Source organism: Halorubellus litoreus (genome assembly GCF_055378595.1).
Genome location: NZ_AP043836.1, coordinates 630,185 through 656,295, shown reverse-complemented (window position 1 = coordinate 656,295; position 26,111 = coordinate 630,185). Strand labels below are relative to the sequence as shown.

23 protein-coding genes and 1 tRNA gene are annotated in these 26,111 nt (G+C 66.2%); 18 read left to right on the top strand and 6 right to left on the bottom strand.

Translation table 11 applies throughout. The features are described from left to right. On the bottom strand, window positions 1-1,803 hold the full coding sequence (gene glpA / locus ACZ48X_RS07515) for an anaerobic glycerol-3-phosphate dehydrogenase subunit GlpA (RefSeq protein WP_336349735.1): 1,803 nt from the start codon (window positions 1,801-1,803) through the stop codon (window positions 1-3). A 342-nt stretch (window positions 1,804-2,145) separates the two neighbouring features. Between glpA and glpK the strand changes: the two genes are divergently transcribed. The 3 genes from glpK (at window position 2,146) to ACZ48X_RS07500 (ending at window position 5,950) form a co-directional block, all read left to right on the top strand. Beyond that, window positions 2,146-3,693 carry a glycerol kinase GlpK gene (glpK, locus tag ACZ48X_RS07510; RefSeq protein ID WP_336349736.1) on the top strand — a complete coding sequence of 516 codons (1,548 nt, stop codon included), beginning with the start codon at window positions 2,146-2,148 and terminating at the stop codon, window positions 3,691-3,693. Window positions 3,694-3,696: 3 nt separating this feature from the next. Beyond that, window positions 3,697-4,788, top strand: coding sequence for a DUF7973 family transport facilitator (locus tag ACZ48X_RS07505; RefSeq protein ID WP_336349737.1), 1,092 nt, complete (start codon window positions 3,697-3,699; stop codon window positions 4,786-4,788). Window positions 4,789-5,191: 403 nt separating this feature from the next. Further along, complete coding sequence (locus tag ACZ48X_RS07500) at window positions 5,192-5,950, top strand: HAD hydrolase family protein (RefSeq protein WP_336349738.1); 759 nt, start codon at window positions 5,192-5,194, stop codon at window positions 5,948-5,950. A 102-nt stretch (window positions 5,951-6,052) separates the two neighbouring features. On the opposite strand, the gene ACZ48X_RS07495 is transcribed toward ACZ48X_RS07500, so the two are convergent. Then, complete coding sequence (locus ACZ48X_RS07495) at window positions 6,053-6,256, bottom strand: VNG_1110C family protein (RefSeq protein ID WP_336349739.1); 204 nt, start codon at window positions 6,254-6,256, stop codon at window positions 6,053-6,055. Window positions 6,257-6,623: 367 nt separating this feature from the next. On the opposite strand from ACZ48X_RS07495, the gene ACZ48X_RS07490 reads away from it, so the two are divergent. From ACZ48X_RS07490 to ACZ48X_RS07445, 10 genes are all read left to right on the top strand, one after another. Next, window positions 6,624-8,498: an ABC transporter substrate-binding protein gene (locus ACZ48X_RS07490; RefSeq protein WP_336349740.1), complete on the top strand. Its 1,875-nt coding sequence runs from the start codon at window positions 6,624-6,626 to the stop codon at window positions 8,496-8,498. A 65-nt stretch (window positions 8,499-8,563) separates the two neighbouring features. Then, window positions 8,564-9,532 (top strand): ABC transporter permease, encoded by a 969-nt coding sequence (locus ACZ48X_RS07485; RefSeq protein ID WP_336349741.1) that lies wholly within the window; start codon window positions 8,564-8,566, stop codon window positions 9,530-9,532. Further along, complete coding sequence (locus ACZ48X_RS07480) at window positions 9,532-10,719, top strand: ABC transporter permease (protein WP_336349742.1); 1,188 nt, start codon at window positions 9,532-9,534, stop codon at window positions 10,717-10,719. Before ACZ48X_RS07485 ends, ACZ48X_RS07480 begins: the two co-directional genes overlap by 1 nt. Then, window positions 10,719-11,786: an ABC transporter ATP-binding protein gene (locus ACZ48X_RS07475; RefSeq protein ID WP_336349743.1), complete on the top strand. Its 1,068-nt coding sequence runs from the start codon at window positions 10,719-10,721 to the stop codon at window positions 11,784-11,786. The genes ACZ48X_RS07480 and ACZ48X_RS07475 overlap by 1 nt, the downstream gene beginning before the upstream one ends. Continuing rightward, window positions 11,779-13,143, top strand: a complete 1,365-nt coding sequence (locus ACZ48X_RS07470; RefSeq protein ID WP_336349744.1) for an ABC transporter ATP-binding protein — start codon at window positions 11,779-11,781, stop codon at window positions 13,141-13,143. Before ACZ48X_RS07475 ends, ACZ48X_RS07470 begins: the two co-directional genes overlap by 8 nt. A 157-nt stretch (window positions 13,144-13,300) precedes the next feature. Further along, window positions 13,301-14,410, top strand: coding sequence for an OBG GTPase family GTP-binding protein (locus tag ACZ48X_RS07465; protein ID WP_336349745.1), 1,110 nt, complete (start codon window positions 13,301-13,303; stop codon window positions 14,408-14,410). Window positions 14,411-15,004: 594 nt separating this feature from the next. After that, entirely contained in the window at window positions 15,005-15,280 is a 276-nt protein-coding gene (locus ACZ48X_RS07460) for a hypothetical protein (RefSeq protein ID WP_336349746.1), read from the top strand. Beyond that, window positions 15,277-15,717: a type II toxin-antitoxin system VapC family toxin gene (locus ACZ48X_RS07455; RefSeq protein ID WP_336349747.1), complete on the top strand. Its 441-nt coding sequence runs from the start codon at window positions 15,277-15,279 to the stop codon at window positions 15,715-15,717. The genes ACZ48X_RS07460 and ACZ48X_RS07455 overlap by 4 nt, the downstream gene beginning before the upstream one ends. 168 nt (window positions 15,718-15,885) lie before the next feature. Then, the gene (locus ACZ48X_RS07450) at window positions 15,886-16,659 is read left to right on the top strand and encodes a VOC family protein (RefSeq protein WP_336349748.1); all 774 of its coding nucleotides are present in this window, start codon (window positions 15,886-15,888) and stop codon (window positions 16,657-16,659) included. Between the two features lie 448 nt (window positions 16,660-17,107). Then, window positions 17,108-19,885: a BGTF surface domain-containing protein gene (locus ACZ48X_RS07445; protein WP_336349749.1), complete on the top strand. Its 2,778-nt coding sequence runs from the start codon at window positions 17,108-17,110 to the stop codon at window positions 19,883-19,885. A gap of 506 nt (window positions 19,886-20,391) precedes the next feature. Here ACZ48X_RS07445 and dph5 read toward each other — a convergent pair. After that, window positions 20,392-21,195 (bottom strand): diphthine synthase, encoded by an 804-nt coding sequence (dph5, locus tag ACZ48X_RS07440; RefSeq protein WP_336349750.1) that lies wholly within the window; start codon window positions 21,193-21,195, stop codon window positions 20,392-20,394. Window positions 21,196-21,320: 125 nt separating this feature from the next. On the opposite strand from dph5, the gene ACZ48X_RS07435 reads away from it, so the two are divergent. From ACZ48X_RS07435 to ACZ48X_RS07425, 3 genes are all read left to right on the top strand, one after another. Then, a complete protein-coding gene (locus tag ACZ48X_RS07435) occupies window positions 21,321-22,304 on the top strand; it encodes a class I SAM-dependent methyltransferase (RefSeq protein ID WP_336349751.1) in 984 nt (327 codons plus the stop codon). Between the two features lie 70 nt (window positions 22,305-22,374). After that, window positions 22,375-22,446: transfer RNA gene (locus ACZ48X_RS07430), tRNA-Thr, on the top strand. Window positions 22,447-22,645: 199 nt separating this feature from the next. After that, window positions 22,646-23,263: a class I SAM-dependent methyltransferase gene (locus ACZ48X_RS07425; protein WP_336349752.1), complete on the top strand. Its 618-nt coding sequence runs from the start codon at window positions 22,646-22,648 to the stop codon at window positions 23,261-23,263. A 42-nt stretch (window positions 23,264-23,305) separates the two neighbouring features. Here the strand turns inward: ACZ48X_RS07425 and ACZ48X_RS07420 are convergent, their stop codons facing one another. Continuing rightward, window positions 23,306-23,509 carry a hypothetical protein gene (locus ACZ48X_RS07420; RefSeq protein ID WP_336349753.1) on the bottom strand — a complete coding sequence of 68 codons (204 nt, stop codon included), beginning with the start codon at window positions 23,507-23,509 and terminating at the stop codon, window positions 23,306-23,308. A 24-nt stretch (window positions 23,510-23,533) separates the two neighbouring features. On the opposite strand from ACZ48X_RS07420, the gene ACZ48X_RS07415 reads away from it, so the two are divergent. Then, entirely contained in the window at window positions 23,534-24,019 is a 486-nt protein-coding gene (locus ACZ48X_RS07415) for a hypothetical protein (RefSeq protein WP_336349754.1), read from the top strand. 154 nt (window positions 24,020-24,173) lie between these two features. Here ACZ48X_RS07415 and ACZ48X_RS07410 read toward each other — a convergent pair whose 3' ends face one another. Both ACZ48X_RS07410 and udk read right to left on the bottom strand, forming a co-directional pair. After that, window positions 24,174-24,446, bottom strand: coding sequence for a hypothetical protein (locus ACZ48X_RS07410; protein ID WP_336349755.1), 273 nt, complete (start codon window positions 24,444-24,446; stop codon window positions 24,174-24,176). 98 nt (window positions 24,447-24,544) lie between these two features. Continuing rightward, window positions 24,545-25,270: a uridine kinase gene (gene udk / locus ACZ48X_RS07405; protein ID WP_336349756.1), complete on the bottom strand. Its 726-nt coding sequence runs from the start codon at window positions 25,268-25,270 to the stop codon at window positions 24,545-24,547. Between the two features lie 161 nt (window positions 25,271-25,431). Here udk and ACZ48X_RS07400 point away from each other — a divergent pair, with 161 nt between their 5' ends. Continuing rightward, a complete protein-coding gene (locus tag ACZ48X_RS07400; protein WP_336349757.1) occupies window positions 25,432-26,103 on the top strand; it encodes a DUF6663 family protein in 672 nt (223 codons plus the stop codon). Window positions 26,104-26,111: the final 8 nt, after the last annotated feature.

The following is a 26,111-nucleotide window of genomic DNA, read 5'->3' as shown; positions in this document are numbered from 1 at the left end:
TCAGGCACCTCCGTCCAACTCGCGGCCACCGTCGGTCGCCGCGCCCGCGTCGAACGCCGCGAAGTCCACGTCGACCGCCCTGGCCCCCGTTTCCGTGGCGTCGTCGCCGGGCGCTTCGCCCTGGTTACCCGTCGGGTGGCGGCCCGCGGGGTCGTGGTCGCGGTTCATCGTCGTCGCGTGCAGGAACGTGTTCAGCGCGGCCTGCGAGAGCTGTTCGCCCCAGAGCGCGTGCCGGTGGCCCTTCCAGCGCTCGTCGACGAGTTCGTCCCACGCGCCCCGCGTCGTCGCTTCCGGGTAGTCCGCGCTGAGGACGTTCGCCATCCGATGACAGCACATCCCGCCCTGGCAGTTCCCCATCGACGCCCGCGTCCGGATGCGGACCGCGTTCAGGTCGCTCCCCGACTGCGCGATAGCGTCACTCACCTCCGCGCGCGTGACGGCCTCGCACTCGCAGACGACCGGGTTCGGGCCGTCGGTGTCGAGGACGTCCTCGGCTCTGGAGCCGAGGCGCTGGCCGCTCCGGCGCGCGACCGGCGACCGCAGCCCGAAGTCGTCCATCGCCGCGTCGAGCCTGGCGGGATGCTCGCTCCCCGGGAGCGCCTCCTCGGCGGTCGTACACCGCCCACGGACGCCGAGCTGGTCGCAGACGTGGTCGCTGATCTCCTCGGCCATCATCCGGTACGTCGTGAACTTCCCGCCGACGATGCTCGACATCCCGCGCAGGCCGTCGCGCTCCTCGTGGTCGAGCAGGAAGTAGTCGCGCGTGATGTCCGTCGGGTCCTGGCTCCCGACGTCCGGCGGCTCGTACAGCGGCCGCACGCCCCAGAACGACCGGATCGTGCGTGCGTCGGCGAGGATGGGGACGAGTTCGGTGAGCTGGTCGATGACGAGGTCGACCTCCCAGCCATCCTCGGGGTAGTCCGCGGGGTCGCTCACCTCCTCGTCGGTCGTCCCGAGGATGGCCGTGGTCTCGTGGGGGACGACGATGTCCGCGTCGCCCTTCGGCCGACACCGGTTCACGACCGTGTCGACCTGGCGGACGTTCATCACCGTCATCACGCCCTTCGACGGCCGAACGGCGACGTCCACGCCCGCCATGTCGCCTATCTGGCCCGCCCACGCCCCGGTGGCGTTCACGACGTACTCCGCCGTTATCTCCTCGCGTTCGCCCGCCACGCCGTGCACGCGAGACCCGGAGCCCGCGTGGTGCTGGACCTCGACGCCGACGACGTCGCGCTCGCCCGACGACCCCGCCGAACCGCCGCCGTCACCGCCCTCGACGAGGACGTCCACGACCTCGGTGTGCGTCTCGATGCGCGCACCGTGGTTCTCCGCGTCGACCGCGTTCGCGACGACCAGCCGGAACGGGTCGACCGCGCCGTCGGGCACCGAGATGGCCTTGTCGACGTCCTCGGAGAGGTACGGTTCGACCTCGCGCGCCTCGCGCCCCGTGAGGACCTCCGCGGGGATACCGCACTCGCGACACCCCTGGAGCTTCTCCTCGAAGTACGACTCGTCGTCCTCGGGGCGCTTGGCGAACAGGCCGCCGGTCTCCTCGACGCAGTGACTCGCGATGTCCCTGAGGACCCGGTTCTCCTCGATGCACTCGCTCGCACTCGCCTGGTCGGAGACGGCGTACCGGCCGCCGGAGTGGAGCAGCCCGTGCATGCGACCGGTCGTTCCGTGTGTGAGGTTGCCCTGTTCGACGAGCGTGACGTCGACGCCGCGACGCGCCAGGTCGCGCGCGACGCCCGCCCCGGTCGACCCGCCGCCGAGCACGAGAACCTCGGTATCACGTGACATCCGTTCGTCTCCAACCTCGGTCCGTCGCCACTTGACTTTATCGACGCCGGCGGGCCTCCAGTAACTCGCGGAAAATACTGCCGCACACGTGGAACTGTCGCTAACGATAGGTCAAAATCCGCCGGGCGGAAATATGGGTTCTGAAGAGATTAGAAACCATTTGGTTCCTTCTGGGAGCGTTTGGCCGGGGTAGGCCGTAGCATTACCCGTTGGGTAACGTTTATCACGATAGTCCCAGTTGTTTACTCCTAACACGGCACCACCAGTAACAGTGCGCTGGTCGCGGAGCGCGACCAGCACGCGAAGGCATGGGGCAGGGCCGTGGCTCACAGGGTCACAACGATGACAGACAAAACCTACGTAGGCGCCATCGACCAGGGAACGACCGGCACGCGATTCATGGTCTTCGACCACGCCGGCCAGGTCGTCGCCAACGCGTACGAGAAGCACGAACAGATCTACCCCGAACCCGGCTGGGTCGAGCACGACCCGATCGAGATCTGGGAGAACACCAAGAACGTCGTCCTCGAGGGCCTCTCGGACGCCGGCCTCGAAGCGAGCCAGCTCGAAGCGCTCGGCATCACGAACCAGCGCGAGACGACGGTCGTCTGGGACAAGGACTCCGGACGCCCCGTCCACAACGCCCTCGTGTGGCAGGACCGGCGGACGACCGACCGCGTCGAGGAACTCCAGGACGCGGGCAAGGTCGAGGAGATCCGCGAGAAAACCGGACTGGAGTGCGACGCGTACTTCTCCGCGACGAAGACCGAGTGGATACTCGACAACGCTGAACCGCTCAAGATGGAGAGCTCCCGTTCCCGCGACCTCCGCGACCGCGCGGTCGACGGCGAACTCCTGATGGGCACGATCGACGCGTGGCTCATCTACAACCTCACGGGCAACCACATCACGGACGTCAGTAACGCCTCCCGGACGATGCTGTACAACATCCGGGACATGGAGTGGGACCACGAACTCCTCGAGGAGTTCGACGTCCCCGCGGAGATGGTGCCCGAGGTCCGTCCGTCCTCCGACGAGGAGTACTACGGACACACGGACCCCGACGGGTTCCTCGGCGAAGCAGTCCCGGTCGCCGGCGCGCTCGGCGACCAGCAGGCCGCGATGTTCGGCCAGACGTGCTTCGACAAGGGCGACGCGAAGAACACGTACGGCACCGGCGCGTTCTACCTGATGAACACCGGCGAGGAGGCCGTCGCGTCCGACAACGGCCTGCTCACGACCGTCGGATTCCAGCTGTCCGGCGAACCCGTCCAGTACGCCCTCGAAGGTTCCATCTTCGTCGCCGGCGCGGCGATCGAATTCCTCGAAGACATCGACCTCATCAACAACGCCGCCCAGACCGCGGAACTCGCGCGGTCGGTCGACTCGACCGACGGCGTCTACATGGTCCCGGCGTTCACCGGCCTCGGCGCCCCGCACTGGGACGGTCGCGCTCGCGGGACCATCGTCGGGATGACCCGCGGGACGCGCAAGGAGCACCTCGTCCGGGCGACGCTCGAGAGCATCGCGTACCAGACTCGCGACCTCGCGGAGGCGATGGAGGCGGACTCCGGGATCGAGACGACGAGCCTGCGCGTCGACGGCGGCGCGGTCAAGAACAACTTCCTCTGTCAGCTCCAGTCCGACATCATCCAGACGGACATCGTCCGGCCGGAGGTCGACGAGACGACCGCGCTCGGGAGCGCGTACGCCGCCGGGCTCGCCGTCGGCTACTGGGACAGCGTCGACGAGCTCCGCGAGAACTGGCAGATAGACCGCGAGTTCGAGGCCGAGATGGACGGTTCGAAGGCCGACAAGATGTACGCGCGCTGGGACGACGCCGTCGAGCGGTCGCTCGACTGGGCGCGCGACGACGAAGGAGGTGACTGACCGATGCAATCGATCCTCCTCCAACTCCCGGTCATCGACGCGACAGTCACCGAACTCGTCGTGCTCCTCATCGCCGCGCTCGCCGGCGGCGCGTTCGGCGCCGCCATCGGCGCACTCCCGGCGTTCATCTTCACGGGGTTCGTCGTGTTCCTCGGCGAAGGCCTCGCCATCCTCCGGAACAACGTCGGCGGGGCGGTCGGCGACGTCGGTGCCGGTGAACTCGCGACCGGTATCACGGGTGTCATCGGGTTCGGGATGGTCACCGGCCCGCACGTCGCGTTCGCGGGCGGTGTCGCCGCCTCCGCGTACGCCGGGAAGAAGTACCCCGAGATGGAGCCCGACGACTGGGACTACCACTTCGGGAAGAACATCCTGTACGCGTTCGGCACGAAGCCCGACATCCTCGCCGTCGGCGCCATCTTCGGCGTGTTCGGGATGCTGTTCAACCGGATCTTCGCCGGCATCTTCGCGTTCGGTGGCTTCGGCCTCACCGACTCCATCGCCGTGACCGTCGTCGCCTCGGCGTTCCTCGCCCGCGTCGTCTTCGGGTACCCGATCGTCGGGAAGGCACAGGGCAAAGGCTTCTTCGACATGACGCCGTTCGAGCGCGAGGAACCGCACATGGCCGCCGACGGCGGCACCCAGGAGCACGCCGGACGGCTCGCGACCGAACCGTGGCTCCCCCACCAGTACAAGTGGAGTGGCGTCGCCGCCATCGGTCTCGTCGGCGGCGTCCTCGGCGGCTACCTCTGGCTCCGCACGGGGAGCATCTTCCTCGGGTACGCCATCTCCGCGATCAGCCTGCTGTTCCTCCAGCTCGGCGTGGAGAAGATCCCCGTCACGCACCACATCACCCTCCTCGGGTCGGTCGGTGCGGTCGTCGCCGCGGAGACCGTCGGGAGCGACCCCGTCGTCCTCATCGCCGCGGGCGTCCTCGGGATGGTCAGCGGGCTCGCGGGCGAGGCGACCCAGCGCGTGTTCTACTCGCACTCCGGGACGCACGTCGACCCGCCCGCGATGGCAATTGCACTTGTGATGCTCATCGTGGGCGTCCTCGCCATCGCCGGCGTCATCCCGACCGCGGGCTACCTATGAAGCTCGCGTAACGATCCCTGGCCCGGCGAACGCACGCGGTCGTTCGCGCGGGCCGACCGACGCCCGAGGGCGGCGTGCCCATAGCACGCCACCACCACCACCACAGCGTCTCACGGCGCGCTCGCACGAGTGCGTCGCATCACGCCGCCCACGCGTCTCGCGCGACGCCGCCACACCCGGCGTCGCACCCTACCGCGCCCCGGCGTCGCACCGCGACGCCTCGTCGTGCTCGCAGCGACACCAACCGGGTGCTCGCAGCCACACCGACGCGCCTCCGCGGATGCTCGCGCGCTCCCGCGGATGCCCACCACGACGATCCGGTTCCTTCTTTCGTGCGTACTCGAACGCCAAGCGGCGGTCCCGTCGTGAAAGAGTTACCTGCGCGGCGGCCCGACGGAGTGACATGACCGACCGCCAGCGCGACGACGCCCGCGGTACCGTGAGCGACCGCCAGCGCGACGACGCCCGCGGTACCGTGAGCGACCTGCCGCCGCTCGTCCTCGACATCGACGGCACGCTCACCCGCCCGAGCGGGCACGGCATCGACCCGCGCGTCTTCGACCCCGTCCACGACTGGCCCGCGCCCGTCGTCCTCGCCACCGGGAAGGCGTTCCCGTACCCGATCGCGCTCTGTGACTTCCTCGACATCGAGCACCTCGTCGTCGCCGAGAACGGCGGCGTCGCCGTCGCGCACGACGACGTCCACGTGCACGACGCCGGCGACCGCATCGACGACGTCGCCGCCGCCATCAGGGACGCCGGGCACGACCTCGGCTGGGGCGTCGCGGACCTCGTGAACCGCTGGCGCGAGACCGAACTCGCCGTCCGCCGGGACGTCCCCGCGGACCCGCTCCGCGACCTCGCCGCGGCGCACGACCTCGCGTTCGTCGACACCGGCTACGCGTACCACCTGAAGCCCCACGACGTCTCCAAGGGCCTCGCACTGGAGCGGGTCGCGGGCGCGCTCGACCGCGACCCGAGCGCGTTCGTCGCGGTCGGCGACAGCGAGAACGACGTCTCGACGTTCGAACGCGTCGACGAGAGCTACGCGGTCGCGAACGCCGACGACGCCGCGCGCGCCGCCGCCACCACCGTCCTCGACGCCGCGCACGCCGACGGCACCCTCGCCGCGCTCGACGCCGTCCGCGACCGTCACGCCTGACGACCGAGTTCTCGACCGCGTCAGCGCGCGCTGGCCGGACCAGTGCGTGTTCCCGGGACAGACGTCGTAGCGCTACGTACGGGTCGCCGTCGGCGTCGCGGCTCAGTCGACGGCGAGCCCGTTACGGGCGAGAAAGCCGGTGACGTCCTTGATGACGGCCGGCGACCCGACGATGCGACAGTACTCCTCGTTCACCGGCGCGATGGTGACCATGAACCGCTCGTCGACGGCCGCGTCGAGCCCGGCGAGCGCGTCGCGTTCCATCACGATCTGCGTGCTATCGCGGAGCTGTGCCGGGTCAGGCATCTGTCGAGTCAACGGTGATGGCCATCAAGTATTAACGTGGCGGAACAGGGCGAGGGGACGCAGGGACCGTGCTCGCGCGCACTCGACCGGCCGCGAACGCGCATGCGCCGCCGACCGAGGGGCCGGGGCGCACTACCGGCGCTGGCCGGGCCGCACTACCCGGACGGCCCGCTCCGAGCACGAACCTCGACTCTCGAACCGAGAAACAGCTTCTAGGGTGCTCTATCGTGGTTTTTCGGGCTTTCAGTTCGGTTCGTGTATGTGGTCGTGATGGAGCCGTCTGTGAGTAAGTAATCGGTTTGCCTAAAGCAAGAATTAAATATGTAAGGTAAAAGTATGAGCTATGCCGTCTGACAACGCGTTCCAAATGACTGGTGAACAAACGACGAGCCGACGCCGCTGGCTCCAGGTGATGGGGATCGCCGGCGCCGCCGGACTCGCCGGGTGTGCGTCCGGACCCGACCCCACGGAGACGAGCGCCTCGACGACCGAAGAGGACCAAGGGTTCAGCACGGGCACGCAGGAACCCACCACGCAGGTCGAGGAACTCCCCGAGGTCGGGGGCACGTACACGGACATCATCTCCTCGACGATCACGACGCTGAACTCGATGTACAACTCCGAGGCGACCGCGGGCGCCCTCATCACGAACACCATCGACCCGTCCTACGGGTTCAAGCCCGGGCAGGTCCAGTTCCCGCAACTGTTCGAGCTCACGAGCGACGACAACCGCGTCTGGTCCGCGAAGCTCCGCGAGAACCTCCAGTGGTCCGAGCCCTACGGGCAGCTGACCGCCGAGGACTACGTGTACATGATCAAGAACCTCCACCAGACCGAATGGTCGGGGACCTCGGCCAGCTCCGACTGGTACCGGAACGGGGAACCCATCACGGTGGAGAAGAACGGCAAGTACCAGTTCGACATCAAACTGGAGGAACCCGACCCGCTGTTCCCGAAGAAACCCGTGACGTGGGAGATGCAGGTCGTCCCCAAGGACCTCATCAAGCCGTTCGTCGACGAGGAGGACGTCCAGGGCCTCAAGGAGAACCAGGAGCTCATCGACCTCTCGTACACCGGGAACCTCGGGCCGTACAAGCTCGAGAACTGGGAGCGCCAGAGCAAGCTGACGTTCACGCGCAACGAGGACTACTACGCTCGCGAAGCCGACGACCTCCCGAAGCTCTTCGAGAAGGCGCCGTACTTCGAGCGCATCGAGACCCAGATCATCAAGGAGCCGGCGGCGCGCGTCGGCTCGCTCAAGACCGGCGACGGCGACGAGGTCGGCCTCGAACCGAGCCAGGCCGTCAACCTCGAAGGGAACGAGAACGTCAACCTGAACGTCGCCCCGCAGCCGTACAACCGCCCGATCTTCTACAACATGCGTGCGAACGGCTGGAAGCCGTTCCGCAAGCAGGGTGTCCGGCAGGCGCTCGGGTGCGCGATTGACAAGCAGAAGTACGTCAAGGGCGTGCAGCGCGACTACGCCAACCCGCAGTTCACGTGGCAGCCGCAGTGGTCGCCGTGGTACAACGACGACACTGTCGACAAGTACGGCGTCGGCGACCTCTACGGGAAAGAGGCGACGCAGAGCCGGATGAAGGACGCGCTCTCCGGGACGAACTACTCGTACGACGGCGACAAGCTCGTCGACGGGAACGGCGACCAGGTCGAACTCAAGCTGATGTACCAGAGCGGGCAGGCCATCGAGAAGTCCACCGCGCAGTTCATCCAGCAGGAGTTCGGCAAGAACGCGGGCATCAAGGTGAACATCGAATCCATCGGCGGTCTGAAGTTCGTCACCGACTACTTCCGCCAGCAGGAGCCCGAGAACCCCGACGAGCTCGAGTGGAGCGCGGGCGCGAACAACTACGGCCCGCGTGACAAGGTCACGAGCAAGAAGTCCTGGGACATGGGCCTCATCTACGGCCTGAACACGTACCCGATGACGCCGACGAGCAGCGACGTGTTCTTCCTGAAGGACGCCGCGTTCAACGCGACCGGCTACTACCCGAGCTACGACCTCGAGACGCTCTACGAGGACGCTCGCACCGCGTCCTCCGACGAGGAACGCAAGGAGGTTCTCGGCGAACTCTTCGGGAAGCTCTCGAAGGACCAACCCATGGGTATGCTCTCGCTTGGCACCTCCATCACGGGCTACAGCCCGTCCGTGAAGGGGCCGGAAGAGGAGTTCTTCAACGGCTGGAACTTCCAGACGTGGCGGAAGGAGTCCGGAGACAACTAGAGGTCACCCATGACCTATCATCGTTCGCATAACTCGCCGAGAGCCGCTGGGATAGCGACGCCACCATGAGGTGGTACGTCGCACGGCGGCTCATGTGGGCAGTCGTCGTCACGTTCATCATCGTCTCCGTCACCTGGCTCATGCTCCGGCTGACGCCCGACCAGGACATCATCCAGGCCGGGCAAGCGGCCGCGCAGGCGGGGAAGAACGCCACCGCAGAACAGGAACGCCTCCGCGAGCTCCGCGGCCTGAACGAGCCGCTGTGGGTGCAGTACGGCAGTTACATGGAGAACGTCTTCACGCTCGACTGGGGGTTCTCCGAGAGTCGCTCCCAGCCCGTCACCGAGGCGGTCTGGACGGCGCTCTACTACACCGTCCAGTACTCCGTGCCGTGGACGATCCTGACCATCGTGTTCGGGACCGCTGCGGGCCTGTACTCGACCGCGCACCAGTACTCGTGGCGGGACAACCTGATGACGTTCTTCGCGTTCTTCGGGTTCTCCATCCCGAACTTCTGGTTCGGCATCATGCTCCTGCTCGTGTTCGGCGTCGTCCTCGGGTGGGTGCCGATCACGTACCAGACGGACGTGGGCGTGTTCACGTGGGCGAACTTCAAGCAACTCATCCTCCCCGTGTTCGTGCTCGTCACGGGCTCGGTCGGGGGCATCCAGCGCGTCTCCCGGAACGAATCCGCGGAGTACCTCAACACGGACTTCGTGAAGACCGCGCGAGCGAAGGGCGCGAACAGCCAGCGCATCCTGACGCGGCACATCCTGCGTCCGGCGTCGGTGCCGATGTCGACGACGTACGTCGGCACGCTCCTGGCGTTGTTCACGGGGTCGTCCGTGCTCGTCGAGACCGTGTTCTCGATTCCCGGGCTCGGGCGACTGCTCTTGCGGGGTACGCTCTCCCAGGACACGCCACTCGTGCTCGGCACGTCGTTCGTGTTCATCTTCATCGCGGTCATCGGGAACCTGCTCCAGGACATCGTCTACACAGTGCTCGACCCGCGCATCAGCTTCGGTGATCGATGATGTCGGCAGACGATTCCACGCCGACCCGATTCGAGGACATCGACTGGAACGACGTCGAACGCACGAGTCGGCTGAACCTCTCCGCGAAAACGAGTGGGATGGTCGTGACGACGTTGGTACTTGCCGCCATCTTCCTCTACGACTACTTCGCCGTCCCGAAGGGCGAGGCGACGTTCGAGGCGATCGGGTGGGCGTACCAGGTCACGCAACTGGACTACATGTTCGCGCTGACGATCCTGCTGCTGTTCTTCTTCGGGGTCGTTCCGATCTTCGAGAACCCGCATCTGTCGCGGTACTACTGGGAACGGTTCAAGGAGAACCGTCCAGCGATCCTGAGTCTCGGGTTCCTCATCGTGACGTTCGTTGTCGGCGTCTTCGGGCCGCTGGTCGTCCCGAAACCAGAGCTGACGCTGTTCGCGAAGTTCCAGCCGCCCGTGTACACGAGCGTCCCGAAGTCCGCGGTCATCGAGTGCACGGGTCGAGTCTCGGATGGGATGTGCCACGGTACCTGGAAGTACCCGCTCGGCACGACTGACGGTGGGAAGGACATCGTGAAGATCATCGTGTACGGGATGCAGATCAGCATGAAGATCGGACTGATGTCGGCGTTCATCGTGACGATAATCGGGAGTCTCGTCGGCACGGTCGCCGCGTACAGCGGCGGGCTCGTCGACGAGTTCCTGATGCGGTACGTCGACATCCAGCAGACGTTCCCGAGCTTCCTGCTGTTCCTCCTCCTGACCTACCAGTTCGGCGCGAGCCTCATCCTGTTCATCGGTATCTTCGGGTTCTTCAGCTGGGGGAACACCGCGCGGTACGTGCGGTCGAACGCGCTCCAGAAGACCGAGGAGGAGTACATCAAGTCCGCGAAAGCCACGGGTGGCAGCACGTGGCTCATCATCCGCCGGCACCTCATCCCGAACACCGCGAGCAGCATCATCACGGACCTGTCGCTGCTCATCCCGAGCTTCATCCTGTTCGAGGCGGCGTTCGCGTTCCTCGGACTCGGGGCGGACGTCCCGTCGCTGGGGTCGGCGATCGCGTCGGGGCGCGCGAGCCTGTCGTTCGCGTGGTGGATCTCGACGATCCCCGGCGTGTTCCTGTTCCTCATCATCCTCGCGTTCAACTACCTCGGTGACGCACTGCTCGACGCACTGAACCCGCAAGCGGAGACGGAGGGCGAATAATGAGTACGAGAGATCCACTACTGTCGGTACGAGACCTCACGACGACGTTCACCACGGACGAAGGCACGCTGACGGCGGTCGACGGCCTCGACTTCGACATCCACGAAGGCGAGACCGTCTGTATCGTCGGCGAGTCCGGGTCCGGGAAGACCGTCGCGAGCGAATCCATCACGCGCATCCTCTCGATGCCGCCCGCGCACATCGACGGCGAGGTGCGGTTCCGCGGCCGGGACGTCGGCGCGTTGAGCGACGCGGAACTCCGCGACCTCCGCGGCGGGGAGATCGGTCACATCTTCCAGAACCCGCAGGACGCGCTGAATCACTGCTATAGCGTCGGCTGGCAGATCGTGGAGGCGATACAGTTCCACGACGACGTCTCGGAGGCCGAGGCGCGCGAGCGCGCCATCGAGCTCTTGGACCGGGTCGGTATCCCGGAGGCGACTGCGCGCTTCGACGATTACCCCCACGAGTTCTCCGGGGGGATGAAGCAGCGCGTGATGATCGCGATGGCGCTCGCGCCCGAACCGGACCTCCTCATCGCGGACGAGCCGACGACCGCGCTCGACGTCACCATCCAATCCCAGATCCTGGACCTCCTCGAGGACATCCAGGAGGAGTTCGGGATGAGCATCCTGTTCATCACGCACGACCTCGGCGTCGTCGCCGAGGTCGCCGACCGCGTGCTCGTGATGTACGCGGGCAAGCTCATGGAGGAAGGCGACGTCTACACGATATTCAAGGAGCCCGCGCATCCGTACACGCAAGCGCTCATGGAGTGCTTGCCCGGCAGGGGCGAGTCGACGAAGGGCATCCAGGGGTCGCTCCCGGACCCGACGAACCCGCCGGACGGCTGTCGGTTCGCCGACCGCTGCCCGCACGCGGTCGAGGACTGCAAGAAGGGCGACCAGCCGACGTTGTACGACACGGGGACCGCGGACCACCGCGTCTCGTGCGTGTACTACGGCCCCGGCTACGACGAGTCCCGCATCCTCGACGCGGAGCTATCGACCGGTAGCGCCGCCGGGAACGGCGGCACTGAACGGACCGGAGGGATGAACGATGACTGACGAACCGCTGCTCGAGGTCCGCGACCTGAAGAAGCACTACCCCATCACGCAGGGTATCCTGAAGAAGCAGGTCGGGTCAGTGAAGGCGGTCGACGGCATCAGTTTCGACATCCCGCGCGGCGAGACGCTCGGACTCGTCGGCGAGTCCGGGTGCGGGAAGTCGACGGCGGCGACGTCGATCATCCAACTGGAGGAGCCGACCGCCGGCGAGGTCATCTTCAACGGCGAGGCACGGGACGCGACCGAGACAGCCGCGGACGCGCGCCATCGGAACGACGTGACGGAGTTCGACCCGGCCGAACTCAAGCAGTTCCGCCGGCAAGCCCAGATGATCTTCCAGGACCCGTCGTCGAGCCTGGACCCGCGGATGCGGGTCGGCGAGAGCATCGCCGAACCGCTCCGCATCCACGGTATCGAGGACAAGGCGGCGCGCCAGGAGATCGCGCGGAACCTCCTCGACCGCGTCGGGCTGTCGCGCGACGACTACCATCGGTTCCCCCACGAGTTCTCCGGTGGCCAGAAGCAACGCATCAGTCTGGCGCGAGCGCTCGTGACGAACCCCGAACTGATCGTCGCGGACGAACCCGTCTCCGCGCTCGACGTCTCCGTGCAAGCGGAGATACTGACGTTGATGAAGGACATCCAGGCGGAGTTCGGGCTGTCGATCCTCCTCATCAGTCACGACATGGCGGTCGTCCGCGAGATCTGCGACCGCGTCGCCGTCATGTACCTCGGTGAGATTGTCGAGATTGGGGAGACCGAGGAGCTGTTCCGGAACCCGCAGCATCCGTACACGCAGGCGTTGCTGTCGTCGATCCCGGTGCCGGACCCGACCGTGGACCGTGCGGGGACGACGCTGTCGGGCGACGTGCCGAGTCCGTCGAACCCGCCGAGTGGCTGTCGGTTCCACACGCGCTGCCCGGACGTCATCCAGCCCGAGGACTACGACTTCGAGCAGGAGCACTGGCGCGCGGTCATGGACCTCCGGACGCGCCTCGCGCAGCGCGACATCGACATCGAGGCGGTCCGCGAGTTCGTCGCGACCGAGCGCGACGGGGACGTCGAGCCCGGGTCGGTGTCGGACGACGCCGCGAAGGCCGCGATCCGCGACGAGTTCGGCATCCCCGAGTCGCTCCAGGACGGGCGTGCGGAGTCCGTCCTCGCCGACGCGCTCGAACGGATCGTGAGCGACGACCTGGCGGGCGCCGACGAACTCCTGTCGACGGAGTTCGAGACGGTCTGCGAGCGCGACGCACCGTCGCTCGCGGAGACCTCGCCCGGTCACCAGTCCGCGTGTCATCTCGACTCGCCGAGCGCGACGACCGACTCCGTCGAGTCCGCGGTCTCGGACGACTGACGCGGCATCGAACGCTGGCGCGCCCGACGCACCCCTCTATCACGCTTCTTCGACGCGGTCCGAACCCGTCCACGCGACCGCGACGGTCGCACCGCGACGGCGGTCGGGTAGCGATTGAACAGGTTTTTCGGTCGGGATAGCGGAGTCTGGAGTAACGATGGGGCTCGAAGAGGAGATCGACGCAATCGAGGAGGAGATCCGGAATACGCCCTATAACAAGTCCACGGAAGCCCACATCGGCCGTCTGAAGTCGAAGCTCGCGGAGAAGAAGGAGAAGCTCGAGAACCAGTCGGGGTCCGGTGGCGGCGGCGGGTACGCCGTCGAGAAGCACGGGGACGCGAGCGTCGCGCTCGTCGGGTTCCCGAGCGTCGGGAAGTCGACGCTCGTCAACTCGCTCACGAACGCCGACAGCGAGGTCGGGTCCTACGAGTTCACGACCCTGAACGTGAACCCCGGGATGCTCGAGTACAACGGCGCGGACATCCAGATCCTCGACGTCCCGGGCCTCATCGAGGGTGCTGCCGGGGGACGCGGCGGCGGGAAGGAGGTGCTGTCGGTCGTCCGGAGCGCGGACCTCATCGCGTTCGTGCTGTCGCCGTTCGAGATCGAGCAGTACGCGCGACTACGGAAGGAGCTGTACGACATCAAGATCCGCGTCGACCAGCAGCCCCCGAACGTCACCATCCGGAAGAAGCACAAGGACGGCATCCGCGTCACGTCGGCGGCCGACCAGGACCTCGACGAGAAGACGATCACGGACATCCTCCGCGAGCACGGGTACGTGAACGCGGACGTGAACCTCGGCGAGAAACTCGACATGGACCGCCTCATCGACGGCATCATGGACAACCGCGTCTACCTGCCCTCTATCACGATCGTGAACAAGGCCGACCTCATCGACCCCGGGTACAAGGAGACGGTGTTCGAGAACCTCCGCGAGCACGACCTCGACCCCGAGGAGGTGACGTTCATCTCCGCGGAGAAGGAGAAGGGTCTCGAGGCGTTCAAGGAACGCATCTGGAAGCAGCTCGGGCTCATCCGCGTCTACATGGACAAACCCGGGCGTGGCGTCGACTGGGAGGAACCGCTCGTGGTCCCCGAGGGGTCGAGTATCGACGATGCGCTCTCGAAGCTCGGGAGCGAGATGGACGAGCGCTTCCGGTTCGCGCGCGTCCGCGGCGAGAGCGCGAAGCACGACGGCCAGCAGGTCGGTCGCGAGCACGAGCTCGCGGACGAGGACGTCCTGAAGCTCGTCCTCCGGAAGTAACCGGTCGAGGCCCTGGCCGACCGAAGACTCTTGAATCTCTCTTCGTATCCGATACGTTTTCCCAAGAGCATTCGGGTCGACGACACGCACGCTGCCCTCGCCCCACAGAAACGGGAAGACGAGACGGTCGACGAACTGTTCGCCCGACCCGTCCGCGAACGCCGCGAGAGCGTCCGCGATGGGGCTGGCCGCTGGGTGGACTCTGACGCACTCGAGAAGGCGAAAGCGAAGCGCGCGGAGATGACGGACGATGTCTGCGTTCGACGACGCTCTACGACAGTAGCGCCCTCATCGACTACCTCGACGAAACGCTCGCCGTCGCGGACACCGATTTCGGCGTGCTCGGGGTCGCCGAGCGAGTCGACGTCGACATCGTCTGACTCGGGGTCGTCGGACCGGCGAGCGGTCACGGAATGAGGTCGGGCGAGCCGGCACCGACGGGCGCTCGTCGACCTCCCAGTTCGGTTTTCTTTCGATCTCACGTTCCACAGCAGGTGACGTTCCATTCTGGAGGTACGCGAGCGCTATCGAGTGCAACCCGACAACGAGCAGCTGGTGGAAACATTTACGCAGTTTCGGACGTAACGACGGCGTATGTCGAAGGCCGTGAAGGTCGACGAAGACGCGAAATCTCGACTCGAAGAGCTGCAAGCAGAGATCCGGTTGCGGACGGGAGAGTCGGTCACCCAGCAGGAGTTACTCTCCCGGCTCATCGACGACGCCTACGGTGACAAAGACGACGTCGTCGACTCGTTCCGTGAGTCGACAGTGCCGCTATCGGCCACGGAGAAGGAGGCGATGGGGCACGGGCGGTTCAGTTCCGGCGTGACGACCGAAGAGGAGGACATCGACGAGATACTGTACGGATGACGGTGCTCGTCGACACCGGTGTCCTGTACGCGGACCACGACACGGACGCGGCGAGACACGATGCCGCGAGCGATGCATTGGACGCCGTCTACGATGGCGAGTTCGGGCAGCCGTACGTCAGCGACTACGTCTACGACGAGGCTGTGACGCTGACGCTCGCACGCGGCGGGTCGTTCGGGCCGGCGAAGCGCCTCGGTGAACGGATTCGTGGCGCGGACACGTATCCTCGGGTGTACGAACTCCTTCGCGTGTCGGGGACGGTGTTCAATGCGGCGATTGAGACGTTCGAACGATACGACGATCACGGGTTGAGCTTCACGGACGCGACGACTGTCGCGCTCTGCGAGCGGCGCGGTATCGACGCGGTACTGAGTTTCGACGACGACTTCGACGGGGTCGTAGAGCGACTGGACCCGGAAGCAGTCGCCGTGGAGTGAGTTGCTGGGTGGCTTCGGACGAATTGTCTGGATGAGAGCTGCGAGCGCACGGCTGCCGGTTCTGATTCGGTGAACGGAGCGAGGTCGGTTCGCGGCGGTCGGCCCGACCATCGTTCGTCGATTTCTCCGTCCGGTATCGTCTTGAGTCCGCCACTCGAAGCGTCGAGTATGACGTACGCACTCGACCACGTGATGATGCGCGTCGAAGACTTAGAGGAGTCCCTGGACTGGTACCAGACGCATCTGGAGTACGAGGAGAAGGGTCGCTGGGAGGCGGACACGTTCACGAACGTCTACCTCGGCCCCGAGGACGCGGGCGAGGACGCTGCCGTCCTCGAACTGACGTACAATCACGACGACCGGACGTACGAGATGGGTGACGCGTGGGGCCACATCGCGGTCCGCGTCGAGGACGTGTTCGACGCGTACGAGGAACTGATGGACGCTGGCGTGGCGGACTACCGCGACCCCGAGTCGTGCGGTGGGAGTTACGCGTTCGTGAAGGACCCGGACGGGCACGAGGTCGAACTCGTCGAGCGCGACCACGGCGCGCGCTGGAGTCTCGACCACACGATGATGCGCGTGGAGGACGCGGACGAGGCGATCGGGTTCTGGACGCGGAAGTTCGAGTACGAGCACACGGGCCGCTGGGAGAGCGATACGTTCGCGAACTACTTCCTGAAGCCCCAGGATGCGGGCGAGGAGGCGATGGCGGTCGAGCTGACGTACAACTACGACGGCCGCACGTACGACATGGGTGATGCGTGGGGGCACGTGTGCGTGCGCGTGGACGACCTCCACGAGGCGTGGGACGAACTCGTGGTGCGGGGGGCCGAGGCGTACCGCGACCCCGAATCGTGTGACGACATGTTCGCGTTCACGAAGGACCCGGACGGTCACGAGATAGAGCTCTTGAACCCGACGGACGCGCCAGGCGAGTAACCGTCGTTGCAACCCGACTGACGTCGCTCGTGTGCGCGCGTCGTCGTTCTGTCCGGTTTTCGTGTCGATGACGGTGTCCGGTTTTCGCGTCGATGACCGGTTCTCTCGCCGATGACCGGTCTTCGCGTCGACGCTTCGTGACCGGCTGCGTGTTGACTCGTAACCGGGTTGTTATCGGGCGGTTTGCAGCGCTCCGCGACTCGTTTATATACCTTCCTGGGGTGTCTGCCGTGCGTCCGACGCCGACTGGAATCGTGAGAAAACGGCACACAGAGCGTGTGTGACGCAATACCACGAAACCGAATCCACCACAAGACATTTATAACAATGGGTCGTGCCTTTCTGTTGTACCCCTACCCATGGTGACAGTAGCGAGTATCGGTGCGCCCACAGGTCTCGGGCGACATCGAGAAAAGCTGCGGTCGCCGCCGAAGCGATCCAACAACACATGACAGACGAAAACAACAAACTCCGCGCGCTGGTCCTGACAGCGCTGATGGTGTTCTCCGTATTTGCGGGCACCGTCGCGCTCTCCGGAGCAGCTGCCGCGAACCTCAGTAGCATCAGCGCGAACTCCGCTGATGACGTCGACGCCAACACGGATGGGCAGACCCAGGCCGTGTCCTTCGACGTTACAGTCAGCGCAAACGAACAGCACACGATCAGCGTCAATTACTCCGAGCTCTCGAACGTCGACGTGACGGCAGTGTCGGCGTCCTCGGGTAACCCTGAAGTCTCCGTCACCGATACCCAGACCAACAACGGTAACGCAGAGATTACCGTCAAGGACGAGACGGGTAACGGTGTCCACACCGCCACGATCTCCGCGACGATGACCGTGGACACGGGTGCGAAGGAGAAGGACGTCTCGCTCACCATCGCCGACAAGGGCGGTAGCGCGAGCGACTCCGTCACGTTCACCGTTGGCGCGCTCGCGAGCTCCTCCGACTACGACAAGGAGATCACGCCCAACGTCCGTACGTGGTCCGGCCAGACCCTCTACCGTGCTGGCTTCACGGACAACGACCAGGGTGTCGAGCTTCAGCGCCAGACCAGCAGCGGCTGGCAGTTCGTCACCGTCGTTGACGTGAACTCCTTCGGTGAGGCCTTCCTCACCGGCACGAGTGGCTACGAGACCGGCACGTACCGCCTCACGGACACGTCCGCCGACTCCGGCGAGACGTTCCCGGGCGACAACGAGACGGTCAAGTTCAAGATCTCGCCGCAGGACTACAGTGCCTCCGCGGATCCGACCACGGTCAAGAACGACGGTGAGGGTACGAACACCGACATCACCGTTGAATCGAACCGTGGTAGCTACGACCACTGGATCAGCTCGCCGGACGTCGACCCGAGCACGATTCAGAGCCTCCTCGGCGGCGCCGGTACGCTCGCCGACGTCGACGGTGACGGCGAGAACGACTACGTCGCTGTCTCCGGTACCACCACGGACACCCTGACCGCGAACTTCACGGGTGTCTCCGCTGGTAACTACACGATCGACTTCCTCGTCCCGGACACTGGCGTCACCTCGTCGGTCGACCTCACGGTTGAGGCGGCCCAGACGGGTAACGCGCAGTTCGTGACGAAGGCGATCTCCGAGCAGCGCGGTGACGTTGTCGCGATCAACGTCTCGCTCACTGGTACCGCCAACTCTGCGAACGTGCAGGTCGGCGGCCCCAGCGTCAACTACAACGAGGTCGTTCAGGTCACTGACGAGAACGACGACGGCTACGTCACGTTCTACTGGAACAGCTACCACGCTGGCACCGGTAGCGACACCTTCGAGGCTGCTGGTGACGACTCCGTCAGCCGCGTGAGTGGCTCCACCTCGTTCAGTGAAGGTGCCCTCGCGGGCGGCGAGTACCCCGTGAACGTCACCGTCAACGGTCAGGAGACTGACGTTGCGACGGTCGTTCTCAACTCGCCGACCGACGTGAGCAACTCGATCCAGACGTGGACGGCGCCGTCGACGGCGTCCGAGAGCTCCACGGCCCCGAACTACCTGTTCAACGAGATCTCCGAGGACAGCTCCATCGCGAAGGGCGACTACGTTGTCGTCGAGATGCAGACGGCTGGCGTCTTCGGCCAGCTCGGAGCCCCGCCGGCATCGGGCCAGGACGGCTTCAGTGCGTTCGCGAACGGCGCGAACTTCAGTATCGTTCAGACGGCGGACTCCACGCCGACGAACACGCAGCGCAAGAGCATCGACACGTCCACGTCGGACACGCAGGCTGTGTTCTCGCCGAGCGGGAACACGATCTACGTGTACCTCGACACGGGCGACTTCAACAAGTTCGAGGTCAACTCCAACACGCCGACTGAGGTCTACGCTGCAACCCTCAGCTACCAGGAAGCGTTCTCGACGTACCGCACGTCGGACGCCTCGACCTCGACGACGTTCTCGATTGTTAGCCGCACGGCTAACGTCGACGCACCGCAGGACGACGCCGAGAACCCGCTCACCGTCACGCAGTCTGACGCGGCGGAGGTCTCCGGTACGTCCAGCCTCGCAGCAGGTTCGAACCTCACGGTGACCGCCCGCAGCTCCGGCGGTCAGAACCCCTTCCTCCGCACGGCCACCGCGACGGTCCAGGAGGACGGCACGTGGAGCACGACGCTCGACGTCGCTGACATCCCGACCGGCACCAACTTCACGGTGTCCGTGAAGGACGGTTCGCAGACCAAGGACACGGTGAACGCTCGCATCGGCGGTGCCGCCAACATCCAGCTCGCGTCCCTCGACGCGCCGGAGACGGCTGCCCCCGGTTCGACGATCACGGTGACCGCGACGGTCGAGAACACTGGCGACTCCTCGGGCGAGACCGAGGTCGCGTACATGTTCAACGGGACGACGGAGTCGACGCAGAACGTCTCCGTTGACGCAGGTTCGACGACCCAGGTCACGTTCGAGTACACGGTTCCCTCGGCGACTGGTGACTACACGCACGGTGTGATGGTCGGTGACAACGCAGCTGTCACGGCCGGTATCACGGTGCAGGATGAGACCAGTACGACGACGGAGCCGACGGACGAGACGACGACGGAGCCGACGGACGAGCCGACGACGACGGAGCCGACCGACGAGCCGACGACGTCGGAGGCCCCCGAGACGTCCGAGCCGACCACGACTGAGGATTCCAGTGGTCAGCCCGGCTTCGGTGTCGCTGTTGCGCTGGTCGCACTCGTTGCGGCTGCGCTCCTCGCGACCCGTCGCGACAACTAACGCCAGCTAACTAACCGAGTTCTACTCGGTCTTCACGTTCGATTTTTCTTCGCGCGCTACGCTCGATAGCGACGGCAGTCTCGTGCTCGCTGCGTGGTGAGTGTGGGGTTGTGTCGTCGGGTGTGGTGTGTGAGTGTGGGTTCGCTGGTGGTGGTGGTGTGACTGGTGGCGGTGCTGTGGCTGGTGGTGGTGTGACTGGTGGCGGTGCTGTGGCTGGTGGTGCTTTTTGAGCTGGGTGTGTGGTGGCTGGGTGCTCGTGCTCGCGGTGCCAGTGGTGGGCCTCGTCCTCCCCAGCCGACGCTGCCTGGTCGCGCTCGCGGTGCTCGCGCGACGCGGCGGCGTCCCTCGCGGGTGGGCGCGCGACCCGCTCACTGGCGTTCGCGGTCGCGCCCGCTCCCGCGCCAGGCCGGTGGTGGCGACTGGGCTCGCAGGACCTGGGTGTCGTGACTGCGAACGATAGTGGGAGCTGGTGAGGAAAGACGACAGTGGAGTGGCTTGTGAGTCGGTCAGACGACGTCGAGTTTGTCGCGTGGAGCGTCGGCGAGTATTTCGAGGGCGTCGGCTTCGAGGAGGTGGCAGTCGCCGGGGACGACGAGGAGGTGGAGGGGGTCGCCGAAGTCCCGTTCGGCGAGGTTCGAGAGGGTGTCGGCGTGGACGAGTGGGTCGGGGCTGCCGGCGCGGGCGACGACGACGGCGACCAGGTCGGGGTGGTGGGCGGCGAGGCGGCTGGCGGCGTGGCTGGCGGTCATGTACTCGTCGCCGTCGCGGACGTCGGCGCCGGCGGTGTCGTCGCCGACCTTGATGTCGAGGAAGACGAGGGTGTGGAGGCCGCGGTCGCGGTTCGCGGTGATGGTGTCGAGGACGCTGTCGGGGACGTCGCTGCCGGCGTGCGCGTACTCGAAGGGGAGCGTGGTGGCTTTCCCGAACCGGTAGTTCTGGAGGCCGGTGAGGGAGGCGGCGGCGGTCTCGGCGGTGACGCCGTGGACGACGCGGGTGTCGATGCCGCGCTCTGTGGCACGCAAGCGGAGGTCGGTGTGCGTGGTCGCGATCATGGTGTCGCCGGCGGTGCAGAACGCGACCGATTCGGTCTCGGCGGCGTCGAGGACGCGCTCGGGGTGCTGTTCGACGTCCGCGCGTTCGAGGACCTCGATGTCGACGTCGTGGTGGCGTTCGAGGTCGTCGACGGTGGCGCCGAGGAGTTTGCTCGTGTAGAACTCGACGTACGCGCGGTCGGCGTCGCGGAGAGAGTCGCGGCCTTCGACGGTGATGGAGCGCTCGTCGTAGAGCCCGAGGCCGATGAACGTGAGCATACTGTTCGTGTGTGCGTCGGCGGCGTTCAAGCCGTCGGTCCGCGTCGCCGTGGAGACCCCTGATGCGAGAGTATGCGTGGGCGTACTCCGTCAGGTTCAGGGTCGCGCGTCTCGCCCGTCTGGGTATGGACGAGCCGTGCGTGCGCGTGGACCGGGAGGCGGGCGAGGAGTCGCGGCAGGTGCTCGCGGACGCGGGCGTCCTCGACGATTCTCGCGAGATCGTCGTCGAGGACGGCGTGCTCTACATTCCGGTCGTGGACGCGGCGGGCGTCCCGGACGGGTTCGAGGTGGTGGCGCGAGCGGTCCCCGACCGGGAGACGCAGACGACGCCCGCGGACGTGCTCGGGTTCGAGCCGAGCTACGAACGCCTCGGTGACGTCGTCATCCTGGACGAGGACGACGACGAGCGCGCTCGCGAGATCGCGGATGCGGTGGTGGCGTCGGACCTGCCGGTGGGGGCGGTCCTGAATCGGGCGTCGAAGGTGAAGGGCGAGCTCCGGGTGCGCGACTGGGACGTGCTCGCTGGGTCGTCGACGGAGACGGTGCATCGCGAGTACGGGTGCGAGTACCACCTCGACCTCGCGGAAGTGTACTTCTCGCCGCGGCTCGCGACGGAGCGCCATCGCGTGACGAGTCAGGTCGACCCGGGCGAGCGCGTGTTCGACATGTTCGCTGGCGTTGGGCCGTTCGTGATTCCGGCGGCGAAGCGTGGTGCGGAGGCGGTCGGCGTCGACCTGAATCCGGTCGCTGTCGAGTACCTCCGGGAGAACGCGGAGCGGAACGGCGTCGCGGACCGCGTCACGGCCATCGAGGGCGATGTCCGCGACGTCGCGGGCGACTACGGGGGGTGGGCGGACCGACTCGTGCTGAACCTCCCGCATACCGCGAGCGAGTTCCTCGACACGGCGGTGACGCTGGCGAGCGAGGAGTGCGTGCTCCACCTCTACGACATCCAGCACGAGGACGATCCGTTCGGGCCCGGGGAGCGCGCGATCCGTGAGGCGTTCGAGCCAGCGTACGACGTCACCGTCGAGACCCGTCACGTCGTGCGGTCGTACGCGCCGCACGAGGTCAACGTCTGCCTCGACGTCAGGGTCGTCTCGGCGTAGCACGCCCGCCCCGATTCGCAACCCTTATTGGGGTTATCGCTCCTACGAGTTAGTGGAAGCGCAGTAGTGCGCCGGTGTAGCTCAGAGGTAGAGCGATTCCTTCGTAAGGAATAGGCCGAGGGTTCAAATCCCTCCACCGGCTCTTCTGGCCGAACGAAGTGAGGACGAAGAGCGACTGGTGGGATTTGAGACAGGGAGCAGCGTGCTGCGACCGTGGTTCAAATCCCCCTCCACCGGCTTCCTTTCGCTCTTCGTTCTCGTCACTGTTGGATTGTTAGGGTGGGTTCTGTGCGTCGTGTTGGGGGTTCGGAGTTTTAGGTTCGGGTCGTGTTGGTTGGGGTATGAGTGGTGTGTCTTCGTCGCCGGATAGGACGTTGTCGTACGTGTATGATGCGTCCTATGCGGGGTTCCCGAACTGGGAGGTCGGGCGGCCGCAGTGGCCGTTCGTGTGGTTCGAGGAGCGCGGGGGCGTTCGGAGTCCGGTGCTCGACGTTGGCTGTGGGACTGGCGAGTTGACGTTGTATCTGACGCGACAGGGGTTCGACGTTCTCGGCGTCGACATCTCGTCGGTCGCGATCGCGCAGGCTCGCGAGAAGGCGGCGGCGCGCGGTATCGACGCGCGGTTCCTCGTCTGGGATGCGCTGGCGCTCGACGAGCTCGCTGCCGTCGGGTTCTCCTTCCGGACGGTCCTGGACTCCGCGATGTACCACGTGTTCGACGACGCCGCACGCGACCGGTTCGTCGAGGGTCTCACTGCGGTCGTCCCGTCCGGCGGCCTGTACTGCGTGCTCGGTGACGCACGCCGCCCCGGTCATCCGGGGTACGGCATCCATCCGGTGGAGTTACGCGAGCGGTTCACGGGGACGGGTGATTGGGGGTTCGTCACCGCTTGGCGGGCGCCGTATCAGCGCCGGACGGGTGCTAATCCGGGGTTCTTCGTCGTCTTGCGACGTCGCTGAACCGGGTGCGTGCGGTGCGAACGGCGTCGTCTCGTGTGGGCGTTACGAGTTGACGTTGGTGGCCGCGAAGTGGAACGCGTCGACGGTGTCGTCGTCGACGTTCTCGATGCGGAACTCGAGTTCCTTCTGGCCGCCCGTGTCCGTGCTGGTGCGGCGGACGTCCACGGCGTGCCCGGTACTGGGGTCGTGGCAGTCGATGGCTTGGATGGCGGCATATTGGCCGACGGCGACGTAGTTCCACGTCACGCTCGCGCCGTTCTCGGACGAGTAGTGGACGCTCCCGGAGTCGCCGGCGACGTAGACGGTCGCTTTGCCGGCGTCGCCGGTGACGGCGACGTCGTTGAAGGTGTTCGTGACGTCGTTGGGCGCGGAGTGCGATTCGAGGTTCCTGGTCTCGACGTCGTACTCGTCGTGGCGCCGCCGACGGCGAAGGCGTTCGCGGCGGTCGGCTCGACGTCGTGGAGGGTGACGTCGACGGGGCTCTTCGAGAGCTCCTACGTGCCGGAGTCGGTGGGTACGCTGGTGGTGCCGAGGGTGGCGGCGGTCGCGGTTGCGGCGCTCACCTGGATGATTCGTCGTCGCGTCGGTGATTGCTTCGACGTCACGTTCGTATCGGTTGCTGGTCGAGGACTGAAGCCCGTCGCTGATTTATATGGACGCTGTCTATTCTTCGGAGCGGTTCGAAGCCGGTTGGTAGTATCTGTGGGGTGTGTCTTCGGACTGCGGTCTGCTCGGAGCACTCCACTACTCTATTGAGGCCGACATACGGGTGCTCGCAGGTGAGGGCACTTCGGTCTCCGCGCTCGCGACCATACTGACGGCGCGAGCGCACTCACCGGGAACTGATGTCTGCAGAAGCGGGTGTTCGCGTTCGACGTCGAGCGAGAATCGTGGTCGAGCGCACTCGGAGTCAGCGGTTGTTGTAGATGTAGCGGGCGCCGTTGACGACGAGAAGGACCGTACTGAGGACGAAACTCATGAAGACGAGCGACGCGACCATCCCGAAGAGGACCTGACCGAAGCGGCCGCCGAGCCAGCCCATCGTCGCGTTCGCGCCGATGATGAGCGCGAGCAACCCGAAGCAGATGACCACGAAGATCGCGACCGGTCGGAGCCACGTGTTCTGGCTGAGGAACCCTTCCTCGTACTCGTTGGGGTCCGCGGTGCGTGATTGGGTACTCATAGAGAAAATTACTCACACCGAACGGCATAAGTGATGTGGAATCTCGCATCCGCGTCGACTCGGCCGCTTGCAGTGGGTTTCCCGGGCGGTGGATGCGTTCAATCCTCGCCGTCCTCGTCCGCGGAGGGCGTGACGGTCGTGCGGTCGCCGTCGGCGTCGGCGACCTCCACGGGCTTGCGCTCCCATTCGCTCGCGAGGCCCTGGGCGACGCCGCTCCGTTCGACCTCGACCTTCTCCGTGAGGAGGTTCACCGCGGTCTGGTTCGCGCCTTCCGGGATGATGATGTCGGCGTGCTTCTTCGTCGGAGCGACGAACTGTTCGTGCATCGGTTTGACCGTACCGAGGTACTGGTCGATGACGCCTTCGAGGTCGCGGTCGCGTTCGATGACGTCCCGGCGGATGCGCCGCAGGATGCGGACGTCGGCGTCGGTTTCGACGTAGACCTTGAGGTCGCAGCGGTCGGTGACGGCGTCGTCGTAGAGCGCGAAGATGCCTTCGACGACGATGACGTCCGACGGTTCGACGTGCACGGTCTCGTCCTTCCGGTTGTGGAGCGTGAAGTCGTACTGGGGCATCTCGATGGACTGGCCGATGAGGAGGGCGTCGAGGTGCTCCATGAGGAGATCCCACTCGAACGCGTCGGGGTGGTCGTAGTTCACGTCCTCGCGTTCGTCCATCTCGAGGTGCGAGAGGTCGTGATAGTAGTTGTCGATGGGGACGCGCGTCACGGCTTCGCCGACGGAATCGGCGACCTCGCGAGCGACGGTGGTCTTGCCCGCGCCCGTGCCGCCCGCGATGCCGATGACGAACGAGGGGATGGTCATCTCTGCTCGATGAACGGGCGGGTAGGGTCTTGAACGTGGCCTTCTGCCGTCGCAGCGCGCGCGGTGACGGTGCCGTGAGTGTGGATGCGGGGGGTGTGTGGGCCCGCGGTGCTTCGTGTCGACCCGCGACGCTTACCCGTGTGGCGCGCCGAGTGCGGGACGTGACGGCAGACGACGGCCCATCGGGCGTACCGGACGAAGGCGAGGAACCGGCGGGCGTACCGGCGGAGATGGAGACGTTCCGCGTGTACGAGAGCGCTCGCCGCGGGGATTCGCTCGCGTTCGTTCGCGTGCCTGCGGACCCGACGACGGACGAACCGGGCGCGTACGAGGTGACGGCGATCGCTCGCGACGGGCACGACGCCGAGGGCGTCGCTGAGTTGCATCCCGGGATGGTGGTGTCCGCGACGTTGGACTGGCAGACCGAGCCGCCGACGGTCGCGGCGCTGGACGTCGTTCGCGACACGCGGTTCTCGTTCGCGCGCGACGTCACGGGGTTGTTCGAGGCGGCGCGCGAGACGTGGGCGGACGCGAAGCGCCGCGGCGAGGGCGTGAACTCGCGCGTGACGCGGAACACGGACGGTGCGGAGAACGGTGCGCTGTACACGTTCGCGGAACAACCCGGGGAGCGCGACCTCTTCGAGGAGTTCCGGACGGGCGCGCGCCCTCTCGACCCGCTGTTGGCGCGGGTCGACGCGGGCGACCGCGACGGCGGGGCGCGCGAGGTGTTCGTGCTCGACCCGGTCGACGAACGCTGCGTGGTGGTGTACGTCGCGCTCGACCGCGACGGGATGCTCGCGTCGACGGTCCGCGACACGTACGACGTCGACTGACGACGGCG